This window comes from Pinirhizobacter sp., assembly GCF_036499745.1.
Classification (GTDB): domain Bacteria; phylum Pseudomonadota; class Gammaproteobacteria; order Xanthomonadales; family Rhodanobacteraceae; genus Pinirhizobacter.
The window spans coordinates 38,503-51,471 of sequence record NZ_DASYDG010000032.1 but is presented as its reverse complement, the minus strand read 5'-3'; the positions used below and the strand labels follow the sequence as shown (position 1 = coordinate 51,471).

Annotated in this window: 17 protein-coding genes and 1 tRNA gene; 11 read left to right on the top strand and 7 right to left on the bottom strand. The window is 63.4% G+C overall.

Going from position 1 to position 12,969, the window contains the following annotated elements; genetic code table 11:
* The first annotated feature begins 5 nt into the window (after positions 1-5).
* From tolR to VGM61_RS12480, 8 genes are all read left to right on the top strand, one after another.
* Positions 6-452 carry a protein TolR gene (tolR, locus tag VGM61_RS12515; RefSeq protein ID WP_331523159.1) on the top strand — a complete coding sequence of 149 codons (447 nt, stop codon included), beginning with the start codon at positions 6-8 and terminating at the stop codon, positions 450-452.
* A complete protein-coding gene (gene tolA / locus VGM61_RS12510; protein WP_331523158.1) occupies positions 439-1,380 on the top strand; it encodes a cell envelope integrity protein TolA in 942 nt (313 codons plus the stop codon). The genes tolR and tolA overlap by 14 nt, the downstream gene beginning before the upstream one ends.
* Complete coding sequence (gene tolB / locus VGM61_RS12505; protein ID WP_414694869.1) at positions 1,377-2,705, top strand: Tol-Pal system beta propeller repeat protein TolB; 1,329 nt, start codon at positions 1,377-1,379, stop codon at positions 2,703-2,705. The genes tolA and tolB overlap by 4 nt, the downstream gene beginning before the upstream one ends.
* A 237-nt stretch (positions 2,706-2,942) precedes the next feature.
* The gene (locus tag VGM61_RS12500; RefSeq protein ID WP_331523156.1) at positions 2,943-3,446 is read left to right on the top strand and encodes an OmpA family protein; all 504 of its coding nucleotides are present in this window, start codon (positions 2,943-2,945) and stop codon (positions 3,444-3,446) included.
* 50 nt (positions 3,447-3,496) lie between these two features.
* Positions 3,497-4,357, top strand: a complete 861-nt coding sequence (gene ybgF, locus VGM61_RS12495; RefSeq protein WP_331523155.1) for a tol-pal system protein YbgF — start codon at positions 3,497-3,499, stop codon at positions 4,355-4,357.
* 13 nt (positions 4,358-4,370) lie between these two features.
* Positions 4,371-5,054, top strand: a complete 684-nt coding sequence (gene queE, locus VGM61_RS12490; RefSeq protein WP_331523154.1) for a 7-carboxy-7-deazaguanine synthase QueE — start codon at positions 4,371-4,373, stop codon at positions 5,052-5,054.
* Positions 5,055-5,066: 12 nt separating this feature from the next.
* Positions 5,067-5,750: a 7-cyano-7-deazaguanine synthase QueC gene (gene queC, locus VGM61_RS12485; RefSeq protein ID WP_331523153.1), complete on the top strand. Its 684-nt coding sequence runs from the start codon at positions 5,067-5,069 to the stop codon at positions 5,748-5,750.
* A gap of 40 nt (positions 5,751-5,790) precedes the next feature.
* A tRNA-Lys gene (locus tag VGM61_RS12480) sits at positions 5,791-5,866 on the top strand.
* A gap of 15 nt (positions 5,867-5,881) precedes the next feature.
* Here VGM61_RS12480 and VGM61_RS12475 read toward each other — a convergent pair.
* Together VGM61_RS12475 and VGM61_RS12470 are read right to left on the bottom strand one after the other, a co-directional pair.
* Positions 5,882-7,207 (bottom strand): epoxide hydrolase, encoded by a 1,326-nt coding sequence (locus tag VGM61_RS12475; RefSeq protein WP_331523152.1) that lies wholly within the window; start codon positions 7,205-7,207, stop codon positions 5,882-5,884.
* 136 nt (positions 7,208-7,343) lie between these two features.
* The gene (locus VGM61_RS12470; RefSeq protein WP_331523151.1) at positions 7,344-7,724 is read right to left on the bottom strand and encodes a hypothetical protein; all 381 of its coding nucleotides are present in this window, start codon (positions 7,722-7,724) and stop codon (positions 7,344-7,346) included.
* Positions 7,725-7,977: 253 nt separating this feature from the next.
* Between VGM61_RS12470 and VGM61_RS12465 the strand changes: the two genes are divergently transcribed.
* Positions 7,978-8,190 carry a hypothetical protein gene (locus VGM61_RS12465; RefSeq protein ID WP_331523150.1) on the top strand — a complete coding sequence of 71 codons (213 nt, stop codon included), beginning with the start codon at positions 7,978-7,980 and terminating at the stop codon, positions 8,188-8,190.
* Between the two features lie 62 nt (positions 8,191-8,252).
* Here VGM61_RS12465 and VGM61_RS12460 read toward each other — a convergent pair whose 3' ends face one another.
* Positions 8,253-9,887: an OFA family MFS transporter gene (locus tag VGM61_RS12460; RefSeq protein WP_331523149.1), complete on the bottom strand. Its 1,635-nt coding sequence runs from the start codon at positions 9,885-9,887 to the stop codon at positions 8,253-8,255.
* A gap of 160 nt (positions 9,888-10,047) precedes the next feature.
* Here VGM61_RS12460 and VGM61_RS12455 point away from each other — a divergent pair, with 160 nt between their 5' ends.
* Positions 10,048-10,485, top strand: a complete 438-nt coding sequence (locus VGM61_RS12455; RefSeq protein WP_331523148.1) for a DUF4399 domain-containing protein — start codon at positions 10,048-10,050, stop codon at positions 10,483-10,485.
* On the opposite strand, the gene VGM61_RS12450 is transcribed toward VGM61_RS12455, so the two are convergent.
* On the bottom strand, positions 10,478-10,726 hold the full coding sequence (locus VGM61_RS12450; protein WP_331523147.1) for a hypothetical protein: 249 nt from the start codon (positions 10,724-10,726) through the stop codon (positions 10,478-10,480). The genes VGM61_RS12455 and VGM61_RS12450 overlap by 8 nt on opposite strands.
* Before the next feature lie 112 nt (positions 10,727-10,838).
* Complete coding sequence (locus VGM61_RS12445) at positions 10,839-11,246, bottom strand: hypothetical protein (protein WP_331523146.1); 408 nt, start codon at positions 11,244-11,246, stop codon at positions 10,839-10,841.
* 106 nt (positions 11,247-11,352) lie between these two features.
* Between VGM61_RS12445 and VGM61_RS12440 the strand changes: the two genes are divergently transcribed.
* The gene (locus VGM61_RS12440) at positions 11,353-11,718 is read left to right on the top strand and encodes a hypothetical protein (RefSeq protein ID WP_331523145.1); all 366 of its coding nucleotides are present in this window, start codon (positions 11,353-11,355) and stop codon (positions 11,716-11,718) included.
* A gap of 4 nt (positions 11,719-11,722) precedes the next feature.
* Here VGM61_RS12440 and VGM61_RS12435 read toward each other — a convergent pair whose 3' ends face one another.
* Both VGM61_RS12435 and VGM61_RS12430 read right to left on the bottom strand, forming a co-directional pair.
* Complete coding sequence (locus VGM61_RS12435; RefSeq protein ID WP_331523144.1) at positions 11,723-12,415, bottom strand: TVP38/TMEM64 family protein; 693 nt, start codon at positions 12,413-12,415, stop codon at positions 11,723-11,725.
* Positions 12,412-12,969, bottom strand: coding sequence for a nucleoside deaminase (locus VGM61_RS12430; RefSeq protein WP_331523143.1), 558 nt, complete (start codon positions 12,967-12,969; stop codon positions 12,412-12,414). Before VGM61_RS12430 ends, VGM61_RS12435 begins: the two co-directional genes overlap by 4 nt.

Here is a 12,969-nt window from a genome sequence, read left to right as displayed (position 1 = left end):
ACCCTATGCGCCATGCAACCAAGCGGGTCAAACGAAAGCTGAAGTCCGAGATCAACGTCGTGCCTTACATCGACGTCATGCTCGTGCTGCTGATTATCTTCATGGTCACCACGCCGATGATGAACCTCGGGGTGGACATCCAGCTGCCGCAGACGGAAGCCAAATCCCTCAAGGACAAGAAAGACCCGGTCGTCATTTCAGTGGACGAGGGCGGCCAGCTATACCTCACCTTCGAGGGCACCAAGCGGCAGCCCACCGACATCGACGGCCTGCGCACCAAGATCACCGCCTTCCACGATGCCAACCCGGAGTTGCAGGTGTTGATCGCCGGCGATGAGCGCGTGCCGTACGGCAAGTTCTACGAGATCCTACCGATCCTGCAGACTGCCGGTGTCTCCAACATTGGACTGATGAGCCAGCCGCAGTCGGGCGGGAAGAATGGAAAACCCTAAGGGCACGCCCAAGGCGGTGGTCCTTGCCGCCATCCTGCACCTGGGCATCGTCGCCTTCCTGTTCCTGGCGATCCTGCCGTGCTCGCGTTACGCCGGCTTCTTCGACATGCTGGGCTTGCCTGCGTCGTGGAACCCGATCACCTGCGAACGGCCGATCGAGCTGCCCGGCCAGATCATCAAAGCCATCCTGATCGGCCCCACCGGATCGCCGCCGCCGAAGGTTGCCAAGACAAAACCCGTCAAGGACGCAACCCCGCCGCCGCCCACACCGCCACCGCCCACTCCGCCGCCGCCGGTCAAGCCGCCTGATCGCGAACTCCCGCCGCCGCCGAAGCAGCCGGACCTGAAGGATCAGGAAAAGGTGGTCGAGGACGCCCTGCAGAAGGCCGAGGACGCCAAGAAGCTCCAGGAAGAAAAGCAGAAGCAGCAGCAGGCCGAGCTCGACGCCCAGGCCGCCAAGGCCAAGAAGCAGAAGGAAATCGACGAGCTCTTCAACAAGCTGGACGCGGCGCAGGCCGCGACCAAGAAGGCCGACGCGTCCAAGAAGCAGGCCCAGGACAAGGCCCAGGAGCTCAAAAACGCCTCCAACGACGCCCTGCCGGACCTGCCCAACGCCGACCAGAAGCAGACCGGCACCAACGGCGCCGATACCGGGCTCGTGGGTCGCTACCAGGCCGCCATCCAGAATGCGGTGACCCAGCACTGGATCCAGCCCGATACGGTCCAGTCCGGGACCTCCTGCAAGGTGCACGTCACCCAGATCCCGGGCGGCGATGTTCTCAGCGTCAGCGTGGATTCCAGTTGCCCGTACGATGCTGCCGGTCGCCAATCCGTCGAAAACGCCGTGCTGGCCGCCAAGCCCTTGCCCTACCAGGGCTTCGAAACCGTCTTCCAGCGTGACATAACCATCACCTTCAGGCCGCAATGATCCCGCCCATGCGAAAACTGACCCATCTCCTCGCCTTCGTCCTTGCCGCCGCAGCCGCCTTCGTGGCGGGCCCCGTGGCGGCCCAGTCGCTCAATGTCGACATCACCCAGGGTTTGAAGTCTGCCACCCCGATCGCCGTGGTGCCGTTCGCCCAGGCCGAGGGTACCCCGCTGCCCACCGATGTCGCCGACGTCATGCGGGCCGACTTCAACCGCTCGGGCAAATTCCGCGCCCTGGACAAGAAAGACATCGTCGAGATGCCTTCGAAGGGTGCGGACATCCAGTTCGCCACCTGGCGCCTGCTCAAGCAGAATTACATCACCGTCGGCCGCATCGTCGATGCCGGCGGCGGCATGCTGCGGGTGGAATACGAACTGTGGGATGTCAACCGCCAGCAGAGCCTGCTGGCCCAGGCCTTTACCGCCCCGGCGGGTGACCTGCGCGGCGTGGCCCACCAGATTGCCGACCAGATCTATGAAAAGATCACCGGCGTCCGTGGCGCCTTCTGGACCCGCATCGCCTATGTCACGGCCGTGGGCCTGGGTCGCAACGCCGCCTATTCGCTGATCGTGGCCGATTCCGATGGCTACAATCCGCAGGTCGTGGCGCGCTCAAAGGAATCCCTGCTGTCGCCAGCCTGGTCGCCGGACGGCCGCAAGATCGCTTACGTATCCTTCGAAAGCGGCAATTCGGCCGTATACGTACAGGACATCGGTACCGGTTCGCGCACCTTGCTCGCCTCGCACCCCCGCGGCATCAACAGCGCGCCGGCGTGGTCGCCGGACGGCAGCAAGATCGCTGTTTCCCTGTCCTACGTGGGCAATCCGGAGATCTTCGTGATCGATGTCGCCTCCCGTCAGGAGCGCCGGGTCACCAACAATGTATCGATCGACACGGAGCCCGTATTCACCCCGGATGGCCAGTCGATCATCTTCACCTCCGACCGCTCCGGCAAACCGCAGCTTTACCAGACCTCGGTGGCCGGCGGAGACGCCCAGCGCATCACCTTCAGCGGTGGTTTCAACGCCAGCGCTTCGGTCAGCTACGACGGCAAGCAGATTGCCATGGTGCAGGGCAACGGGAACGTGTATCGTATTGCCATCATGGATCGTAGTCCTGGCGGTCAGGTGCGCTACGTTTCGCCGGGTAACATCGACGATTCGCCCAGCTTCGCGCCAAACGCCGGGATGCTTCTTTATGCTGCATCGCAGGGAACCCGCGGTGTGTTGTATGCGGTATCGGCCGATGGCCTGGTGCGCCAGCGCCTGGTTCTGTCGGATGGCGATGTCCGCGAACCGTCTTGGGGACCTTACCGGCAGCGTTGACGCCCAAGGCGCGCCAGGCGCGACGGGGCGGGATACACGGCAGGCGCGGAATTCCGCGCCTTTGCCATGAGAGAATTTGGCGGTTGGCTTTAGAAGGTCATCTGCGAAAGCGTGGGCAGGGGTGCGGGACAGCGCCTCGCCAGCGCCAGCTTTAAAAACAACAGCCGGACCACCGGCGAGCCTGTCCCAAAAAGAAGAAACCGACTGTCGGATCCCAAACTGTTGAAGGAACGTCCCATGAATAAGACCGTTCGCGTCACCCTCGTCGCCCTGTTCTGCGTTGGCGCGGTGGCCGCTTGCTCGAAGAAGGCTGTCAAGACTCCGCCGCCGCCGCCGCCGGCAGAGTCGATGCAGACCGCCCCCCCGGCCACCGAAGGTGCTTACACGCCGGAGTCGCTCGATACCGTCGACTGCCTGCGCCAGCGCACCGTGTACTTCGACTTCGACAGCAACGAAGTGAAGCCGGAATACCAGGCTTTCCTCGCCTGCCACGCCAAGTACCTGCGTGATCGTCCGTCGGCCCAGATCCGTCTGACCGGCAACACCGACGAGCGCGGCACCCGCGAGTACAACCTGGGCCTCGGCGAGCGCCGTGGCAATGCTGTCCAGGGCGTGCTGGCTGGCCAGTCGGGCCAGGTCACCGTCGTCTCGAAGGGCAAGGAAGATCCGACCTGCCGCGAGCACAACGAAGACTGCTGGTCGAAGAACCGTCGCGTTGAGATCGAATACACCGCGAAGTAATGATGGTGTTGTCCAGGAACTACCTGGCCACATGCAGCGTGGCGGCCCTCATGGCCGCCACGTTGTTTGGCTGTGTTTCACCCGTGCAGGCGCAAGACACGCGTCTATCCCTGGCCGAGCGCGTCAGCCGCCTTGAACAACAGGCGCAGGCCAACCAGGCCAATGCAAGCACGGTCAACCAGATTTCCGAACTGCAGCAGCAGAACGCCCAGCTGCAGGGCAAGATCGAAGAACTGCAGCACCAGCTGCAGACCATGCAAGATACCGGCAAGAGCCAGTACGTGGACCTCGACACCCGCTTGGGGCGTCTTGAGGGCAACCGTCCGGCCGCTGCGCCTGCAGGCGCACCTGGCGCGGGCACCGGAGCGGCGTCGGCCGCTACCACACCCACGCCGGCATCCGCCGACAGCACGACCGATGACATGATGGCCCCACCCCCACAGCCAGCCTCGATCGCCCCCGTAGGCGGCCGTAGCGCTGCACCGGCTGCTGCCGCCAAGGCGCCCGCCCCGAAGGCGGTCGACCCCGCCCAGCAGACGGCGTACAACGCGGCCTTCACTGCCTTGCGCGGCGGTGACTTCGCCACGTCGGCCAAGGGTTTCAAGGATTTTCTCACCAGGTACCCGGATAGCCCGCTGGCACCCAATGCCTACTACTGGCTGGGTGAGTCGTACTACGGTGCCACCAACTATTCCGTCGCGCTGGAAGCCTTCAAGCGCCTGGTCGGCCATTGGCCCACCAGCGAGAAAGCGCCCGATGCACTGCTGAAGATGGGCTATTGCCAGCAGCTGCTCAAGCAGCAGAACGAAGCGGTGGCCACGCTCAAATCGGTGTCAGTGAAGTATCCCGGCTCCAAGGCCGCGAGCCTTGCCGCCGAACGGCTGCGCCGCATGCAGCAGCCGGCGAACTAACGGGCCCATAGCGATGAACGCCGAGGCCCCCGTGGCGAACGTGGTGGCCCACCGGGCCGACCGCCTGCGCATCACCGAGATCTTCCACTCCATCCAGGGTGAAGCCGATGCCATCGGCTGGCCCACGGTATTTGTGCGCCTTACCGGGTGCCCGCTGCGCTGCGTGTGGTGCGATACCGAATATTCCTTCCATGGCGGCCAATGGCACGACATCGATGCCATCCTCGCCGAGGTGGCAAGCCATGGCGCGCGACACGTATGCGTGACCGGCGGCGAGCCGCTGGCACAGAAGCGCTGCCTGGTATTGCTCAAGAAGCTTTGCGACGCCGGCTATGAGGTGTCGCTGGAAACCTCAGGCGCACTGGATGTATCGGCGGTGGACGCACGCGTGCGCAAAGTGATGGACCTCAAACCGCCCGATTCCGGCGAGAGCGCGCGCAACCTGTGGTCGAACCTGGCTCACCTGTTGCCCCACGACCAGGTGAAGTTCGTCATCGCCAGCCGTGGCGATTTCGAATGGTCGCGTGATGTCGTCGCCGAGCATGCGATCGACCGCACCTGCATGGTGCTTTTCTCCCCCGTCCACGGCAAGGTAGATCCCCGCGAACTCGCTGAGTGGATCCTGGCCGAACGCCTGCCGGTGCGTTTCCAGATGCAGCTGCACAAGCTGTTATGGAACGACGCCGCGGGCCACTGATCGAGTCGACTGATGAATGAAGTGAATCAACCCCGCGCCGTGGTGCTGGTATCCGGCGGCATGGATTCAGCCGTCACCATTTCCCTGGCCCGGGAGCAGGGTTTTGAAGTATTCGCCCTGAGCGTGGCCTACGGCCAGCGCCACAATTCCGAACTCGCCGCCGCCGCCCGCGTGTCCGGCATGCTTGGCGCCGCTGCGCACAAGACGGTGACAGTGGACCTGCGCAGCATCGGTGGCTCAGCGCTCACTGCGGATATCGACGTGCCGGAAGAGGGCGGGGAGGGCATCCCGGTGACCTACGTGCCGGCCCGCAACACCATCATGCTTTCCATTGCGCTCGGGTGGGCCGAAGTGCTCGGCTCCATCGACATCTTCTGCGGCGTCAATGCGGTGGATTATTCAGGTTACCCCGACTGCCGCCCCGCCTTCATCGATTCGTTCCAGGCCCTGGCTAACATCGCCACCAAGGCCGGGGTGGAAGGCCACCGGATGACCATCCACGCCCCGCTGATGGCCATGAGCAAGGCTGACATCGCCCGCGAGGGTACGCGCCTGGGTATCGACTTCAGCCAGACGGTGAGCTGCTACCAGGCCGATGCACAGGGCCGTGCCTGCGGCCATTGCGACGCCTGCCGGCTGCGCCGCCAGGGCTTCGAGGCTGCGGGGCTACCTGATCCCACCCGCTACGTGTTGTGACTAGCGAACCCAACCAGTTAAACTATCGGGCTATCGCTCCGGGCCGTTAGCTCAGTTGGTAGAGCAGCGGACTTTTAATCCGTTGGTCGATGGTTCGAATCCATCACGGCCCACCATGCGTAGTAAGGGTTTCAGCGCAACGACCTGAATCCCGCGCGGACCTCCTCCGACAATAGCGCCGGCTGCTCCCAGGCAGCGAAGTGCCCTCCCTTGGGCAACCGGTTGTAGTGGACGAGCTTGGGGAAGGCGGCCTTGGCCCAACTCTGCGGCGCCTGATAGAGCTCGTCGGGAAAGGCGCTGACCGCAACAGGCACGGTGACGCCCTGCGGGGCGAAGAACGCAAGCTTGTTCTCCCAATAAAGACGAGCCGACGAGATCGCGGTACTGGTCACCCAATACAGGGTGATGTTGTCCAGGATGTCGTCCTTTGAAAGGCCTTCGGGCTTGCCGTCGAACACGCGTGCTATCAACTCGTAGCTGCGTGCATCGTGATCGATCATCCAGGCCGCAAGGCCAACGGGCGAATCCTCGATGGCGTACAAGGTCTGGGGCCGGAGCCTCATCTCGTTGGCATAGCCGAGCCCGGTCTTGTAGAAGAAATCAAGCTGCTCGTACGCGTGTCGTTCGTCGGGTGAGAGTCCGGCCGGCGGCGGACCACCTGTGTTCAGCGCTTTGCTGATCGAAGCCGGTACAGCGGAGGGCATGTTCAGGTGGATGCCCATGACATCCGACGGGGCCAGCACTGCCATCTGTTCGGTGACCGGATCACCCCAATCGCCACCTTGCGCTACAAAGCGTTGATAGCCCAGGCGATGCATCAATGTAATCCAGGCGCGGGCGATGCGAACCGGCTCCCAGCCAGGGGCGGTGGGTTTGCCTGAGAACCCGTAGCCTGGCAATGAAGGAATCACTATGTCGAACGCGTCTGATGCACTCGCCCCGTGTGCGGTGGGATTGGTCAGCGGATCGATGATCTTCAGCTGCTCGATGATCGATCCGGGCCATCCGTGCGTCACGATAAGGGGCAGGGCATTCTTTTCCTTCGAACGGACATGGATGAAATGGATGTCCAGTCCATCGATTTCGGTGGTGAACTGCGGCAGGGCGTTCAACCTCGCCTCGACCTTGCGCCAGTCGTAGTCTTTCACCCAATAGCTCGCCAGCGCCTTCATTGTTGCCAACTGAACGCCTTGCGACGTATCCGATACCGTTTCGCGACTGGGCCATCGTGTTGCGTTTATGCGCTTGCGCAGATCGACAAGTTCGGCATCCGGAACATGGATCTGGAATGGGGTGATGGCGGCGCCATGACTGGTGGTTTGTTTTGCAGTACTGCCCATGGCAATGGTCCTCCCGGTAAGTCCGAGCATGCCGAACGGGGCCGCGGCGAAGGTTACTGCCGCAGCACTTAATAGTTTGCGTCGCTCGGGTGACGGCGGCTTGGCGTCGTGTGACATGAGATCTCCTTGACGGAGGAAATCAGTCAGCCTGCCGCTAACCTGGACTTCCAGTAGTTCCTTCGCAATCAGAACAGACGCGACAGGGCGCGTCGATAGCACTTTGGTACTAGGTTCTGGCGTTCATCCCAGGCCCTCAGTACGCGATCGCTTTGGCGAGCTGGGCGGCAAGTGCCGCATTCTGCGCCTCAAGAAGTGCGGCGACGATTCTCCAAAGTGCGCCAATGACAAGGGCGGCAGCGCCGATGCCCCAGACCAGCAGTTGAGACGTGGTGGGCATGTGCAGCAGCCGTTCCTTGACACCGGCCATATCGACCTTGAGTTGCGATACATCAGTCTTTAGCTGCGATACGTCCGTCTTTAGCTGCGATACGTCGGCGTCGATGCGCGCGGTTGTCGTTTCGAGCTTCGTCAGTCGCTCGCAACACCATGGAATGGGCCGACCCTGTATGCCCGTAACGGCGGGTTCAAAATGAAACGGCATATTGCTGCGCGGAGGGATCGGATCGATGATCATGGCAAGGCGTCCTGCTGCGAAACGGTGTTGAGGTGACCGCCGCATTTGGCGAGCCACGTCGTGCATGGATTCTATCCGTCCCGCGAGATGCGTAAATGTAGGATTCGGCCGAAAATCAGCCGTCGGCTCCACGATCTGCCCCTGGCGCAGGCTGAAAATAGCGGGCAGGCGCCGAGGGCGCGTGGGCATCGCCCGATCATCACTTGCCTCACACCGCCTTGCAGTGCAGGATGCACGTGGGGAGAGGGTAAACATGACACGTTCAGAAACGATCCAGGGGCGGATCGCGCGCGTGCGCGGATTCGACGTGGAGTTGTTCGAAGACGGATTTTCACTCATCGACCGGGGCGACGTCGTGCTCAATCGTCGCTATGCCGGCTTGTCGATGTCCACGCACGCCGATGCCTTGCATTTTCTCATTGCCGAGGCTCGTGCCTGGGCGAAGGAGTGCCGCGGCCAGATGTAGTGGCCGCAAAAAAACGGCCCGGGTGCGAACCCGGGCCGTTCTCTCTCTCGCCACGCGAGCGCTTAAAACAGTGCCGCTGCCTTGGCCAGCGCGATGTATACACCGATCAGGAACGGGATGCCCACCGCGAGCCAGGCCAGCACGCCGATGACGCCGAACGGGCCGCGCGCCGCTGCGGCCAGCTTCGCTTCATCGGTCGTCGCCTCGTGTTGCAGCGAACGTTCGTGCGCGAGTTCAGCCTCGGTCATGTGGTATTTCGGGTTCACCGGTCGAACCATCGCATTGGCAATCAGGCCCACCAGCAGCAGCCCTGCCAGGATGTAAAGCGTGCGGTCGTATACCAGCGTGTTGGCCACGCCGGCCTTGAGTTGCGTTTCTCGAAGCGAAGCGATCAGCACCGGTCCGATCACGCCCGCTACCGACCATGCGGTGAGCAATCGTCCGTGGATGGCGCCGACCATCTGCGTGCCGAAGAGATCGGCCAGGTACGCCGGGACCGTGGCAAAGCCTCCGCCATACATCGATATCACCACGCATACGGTGATCACGAACAACGCGGCCAGGCCCATGTGGCCGAGCGTCGGCAGGATGCAATACAGGATGATGCCCAGGACGAAAAACACGAAGTAGGTGGTCTTGCGCCCGAGGTAGTCGGACGCCGAGGCCCAGGCCAGGCGGCCGACGCTATTGAAGAGGCTGATCAACCCCACCAGGCCCGCGGCGGCGGCGGCAATGGCAGCCTTCTGCTCGATGGTCAGGCCCGCGGTGCTGGAAGTCGACAGGCCCAGCAGCTTGCCGCCGAAGACCTCCTGGAACATGGGGCTTGCCATGGACAGCACCCCGATGCCGGCGGTGACATTCAGGCATAGCACGACCCAGACCATCCAGAATTGCGGTGTGCGCCAGGCGCGCGACAGGTGTACATGGTGGTTCGAGATCAGCCCTTCGGTTTTCTTGGGCTTGGGCACCCAGCCAGCCGGCTTCCAGCCATTGGGCGGTACGCGGAAGCCGAAGGCGCCCAGCGACATCGCAACCAGGTAGATCGCTCCCATCGTCATCAGGGTGGCGGCCACGCCCGACACGGTGCCGACGGTGAACACGGACATCAACTTCACCGCGATCGGGGCACCGATCATCGCACCGCCGCCGAAGCCCATGATCGCAAAGCCGGTAGCCAGGCCGCGCCGGTCGGGGAACCATTTGATCAGCGTGGAAACGGGCGTGATGTAGCCGATGCCCTGGCCGATGCCACCGATCAATCCACAGCCTAAGTACACCAGCCAGAGCTGGTGGATGGATACGCCGATGCCTCCCAGTACCAGGCCGCCTCCCCAGCACAGCGCGGCGTAGAAACCTGCCTTGCGTGGCCCGGCGTGCTCAAGCCAGCCGCCCCAGATGAAAGCGGAAATGCCCAACACGGCGATGAAGGTTTCGAACACATGGTTGACGGACGGGACCGTCCAGTTGCAGGTGCTGGTGAACATCTCGGCAAAGAAGCCCAGATTCGCGCAGGCAGCGGCATCGGTGCCTGAGAGCAGCTTGGTCATCGGCAACCAGAACACCGAGAAGCCGTAGGCCATGCCGATGGAAAGGTGGATGGCCAGCGCCGCGGGCGGCACCAGCCAACGGTTGAACTTCGGTCCGGCAACGGTGCGTTCCCGTGCCAGTATTCCCGCCTTGGCCGTGGCGTTCGACATGGTCTACCCCCTGATGGCAAGCACGCGGGCCCGTGTGGCCCACGAATCTGCCCATGGTAAATGGACGAGGGCCTGATGCCACCCGACCAAGGTCGAATCCCTCCGGTCATCGGCGGCTCGCGCCTATACTCACCCTCCCCCCGTCGAAGGAGACCCACCGATGAAGCGACTGATCATGAGCCTGGCGCTCGCCTCACTGGCCACGGCCACTGCCATGGCCGCCGATGCCCCGGCACTGCCGGTCACCAAGGCCCCGGCGGGCGCCGTGGTCTACATCGTTTCGCCCAGGGATGGCGCCACTGTCGGTCCCGAGGTCACCGTGGTCTTTGGCCTGAAGGGCATGGGTATCGCGCCGGCCGGGATGAAGAAGGAGGGTACCGGGCACCATCACCTGCTGGTGGATGTGGACACCCTGCCTGCTGCCGGCGTGCCCATTCCCAACGACGCCACCCATATCCACTTCGGCAAGGGCCAGACCGAAACCCAGTTGAAGCTGACCCCGGGCAGGCACACATTGCAACTGGAACTGGGCGACGAGAACCACATCCCCTTTGACCCGTCGATCGTGTCGAAGAAAATCACCGTCACCGTCAAATAGGCGGCGTCTCCATCGCAGCTGTCAGCATCGCCACCGCCGCGTCCACTTCGAAGGGACTGGCGCGCGGGTGCATCATCACGCAGCGATGATCGTCGCCATTGCTAACGCAGGTAATCGGCTCGAGCGGTCGGCCGTCGCTGGAATCGAACGGCGGCGGCATCGAATCGGTGAAGTCGCACCATTGCGGCACCAGCGCGCCATGGTCGGGGCCGCCGGCGATAATGCAGATCCATTTGCGCAAGTTTGCTTTTATCCCTAAGTCGAATGCTCCACCCAGCCGCGTAACGTAACCAACGCCGGAAGGAATATTTCGTTCATGGTGAAGGATTGCCGGAAACGCACACGGTTAATGATCAGCCCGCTGCCTTATCGAGGTTCTTGCTGATGACCTTGAGCCGTTTGCCCAGATCCTCGACCTCCGCGCGGCGTTGGGCGGTGCGGCGGTTCTCAGCTTCGCGTACCGCCATGTATGCACGGTTGGTGTCGCGGACTGCTGCCACCACGGCGGAGCAGGCATCTTCGGCCGTCGAGGCACGGGTAAAGAAGCGCAGGCGGTCGGCCAGCAATTCCAGCCGCATGCCTGGGTGTGCCAGCTCCACTTGCCGGGCCGATTCCACGAAGTATTGATGCCATTCGCGGTCCGGGGCGCCGGAAAGAACGGCACAAGCCTGGGGAAGGTGCTGCGGTTCGATCTGGGTGCTGTCGTCCACCGCCTCGAAGTGATCGATGGTGTAAGACTCAGCGTGCTGTCGATGGGCCATGTCGGGTTCCTTGCCGGATGCGGGCATGGTCGCTGCTGCTTCGTGGTGATGGCGTGCAGCATTCACCCGTCTTGCACGGCGGTCAGGACACGCTCTGCGCCACATCATGGCTAAACTGACGACCGTGACCTACCTCTCGCGCATGTTCTTTCGCCTGTATGCCCCGGCCACGTGCGTGGTGGCGTCGGGCGCGGCGCTGGCAGGCGTGGGCCGCCGGATGGTTGACGACCCTGCCGGCTCTGCCATCACCTTTACCGCCATGTCGGGCTACGCCTTGCTCATCCTGGCCGCCGCCCTGGTGTGGGTGTCCACCTTGCGGCTGTTGCGGTGGAAATCAGGGGTGGCGCCGAGTTGTTTTGTCTGCGGGTGCCTGCTCCAGGCCGAACGCGAGAGCCGACATGGCATCTCCCGCCGTTGCACCGGCTGCGGCAAGATCCACGCACGCAGCGGCTTGATCCGGGCGATGCGCTAGGGCTTCATGGCCGGCCGCGCAGGCGGCCCACCAGCAGCGGAAGCAGTGCCAGCAGGGCCAATGCCCCCATCGGTATCAATACGTGATGGTTCAGCAGCAAGCTGGCGTCCAGCCGCTGGCCTTGCGCCATGGCTACGTCCAGTCCCGCGCCAATGGATGTCTCGAACAAGGTGGTGACGGCCCCGCCTGCCGCCGTGGCACCCAGGAACAACCATAACGGGCAGCGCAGCCAGGCCAGGGCCACCGTCATGCCGCCGAAGGGCAGCACCGGGACCAGGCGCAGGAACAGGGTGTAGCTCACCGGATGGCTGTTGAAGCCATGGCGCAGCCGTTCGGCCAGCACCGGTGGATGCCTGGAGCCTGCACCGAAGGCATACCGGCTGGCCAGGAAAAGCAAAAGCGACCCAAGCACCAGGCCGATGGTGGAACACATGGCGCCATCGACGAGACCGAACATCAATCCGCCTGCAAAGATGATCACCACGGTGCCGGGGATGCCCGTTGATACCGCCAGCGTCAACAAGCCGATAAAGGCCAGGCGAGTGGACACCGGGCTCGCTGCCACCATCGCGTGAAGCATGTCCTGGTCGGCGACCAGGTTCGTGGGGCTCAGCCGGTCAAAGGTGCCGGAACCGAAAAGCACGATGCCGGTTGCCACCAGCAGGAGGAGGGGCAACGCGGCGCGCCAGCGGCTCAATACGCCGGGCCTTCCTGCCCGTAGACGGCCAATACCTTGCGGGCGTCGTCGCGAAGGATATCCGTACGTACCGCGATGCCGCGTCGTTCCAGTTCTCCCTTCCAGTCGGCGGGAAGCGGGCCTTCGTCGAACTCGGTCAGTTCTTCCACATCGGTCGAGCGTGCGCCGATCAGCAGTTCATCCACACCCGCCCATACCGTGGCGCCGTAACATTGGCAGCAAGGTTGCGAACTGGTGGCCAGGACATAACGGCCGCCGCCGTCATTCAGGCGAAAACGCTGCAGGCGCTGCTGCGCGCTCATGTAGGCCATGATTTCCGCGTGGGCCACCGAACAGTTGTGCGGCACCACCCGGTTGACCCCGGCAGCGACCACCCGCCCCTCGCCATCGAACACCAGGGCGCCGAAAGGGCCACCGGTACGGTGTTCAAGGTTACCCGCTGACAGCGCGATGGCCAGGCCGACCTTGTCTTCGTCCGACGCGTATACGTGTCGGTCATCGACAAGATCGTTGACCCAGACGGGGAGGGTCAGGTGGATCTGTGCCAGTAACAT

Coding starts and splice junctions, on each gene's coding strand:
- tolR (WP_331523159.1), top strand. CDS start 6: ATGCGCCATGCAACCAAGCGGGTCAAACGAAAGCTGAAGTCCGAGATC.
- tolA (WP_331523158.1), top strand. CDS start 439: ATGGAAAACCCTAAGGGCACGCCCAAGGCGGTGGTCCTTGCCGCCATC.
- tolB (WP_414694869.1), top strand. CDS start 1,377: ATGATCCCGCCCATGCGAAAACTGACCCATCTCCTCGCCTTCGTCCTT.
- VGM61_RS12500 (WP_331523156.1), top strand. CDS start 2,943: ATGAATAAGACCGTTCGCGTCACCCTCGTCGCCCTGTTCTGCGTTGGC.
- ybgF (WP_331523155.1), top strand. CDS start 3,497: ATGGCCGCCACGTTGTTTGGCTGTGTTTCACCCGTGCAGGCGCAAGAC.
- queE (WP_331523154.1), top strand. CDS start 4,371: ATGAACGCCGAGGCCCCCGTGGCGAACGTGGTGGCCCACCGGGCCGAC.
- queC (WP_331523153.1), top strand. CDS start 5,067: ATGAATGAAGTGAATCAACCCCGCGCCGTGGTGCTGGTATCCGGCGGC.
- VGM61_RS12475 (WP_331523152.1), bottom strand. CDS start 7,207: ATGTCACACGACGCCAAGCCGCCGTCACCCGAGCGACGCAAACTATTA.
- VGM61_RS12470 (WP_331523151.1), bottom strand. CDS start 7,724: ATGATCATCGATCCGATCCCTCCGCGCAGCAATATGCCGTTTCATTTT.
- VGM61_RS12465 (WP_331523150.1), top strand. CDS start 7,978: ATGACACGTTCAGAAACGATCCAGGGGCGGATCGCGCGCGTGCGCGGA.
- VGM61_RS12460 (WP_331523149.1), bottom strand. CDS start 9,887: ATGTCGAACGCCACGGCCAAGGCGGGAATACTGGCACGGGAACGCACC.
- VGM61_RS12455 (WP_331523148.1), top strand. CDS start 10,048: ATGAAGCGACTGATCATGAGCCTGGCGCTCGCCTCACTGGCCACGGCC.
- VGM61_RS12445 (WP_331523146.1), bottom strand. CDS start 11,246: ATGGCCCATCGACAGCACGCTGAGTCTTACACCATCGATCACTTCGAG.
- VGM61_RS12440 (WP_331523145.1), top strand. CDS start 11,353: ATGGCTAAACTGACGACCGTGACCTACCTCTCGCGCATGTTCTTTCGC.
- VGM61_RS12430 (WP_331523143.1), bottom strand. CDS start 12,969: ATGTTACTGGCACAGATCCACCTGACCCTCCCCGTCTGGGTCAACGAT.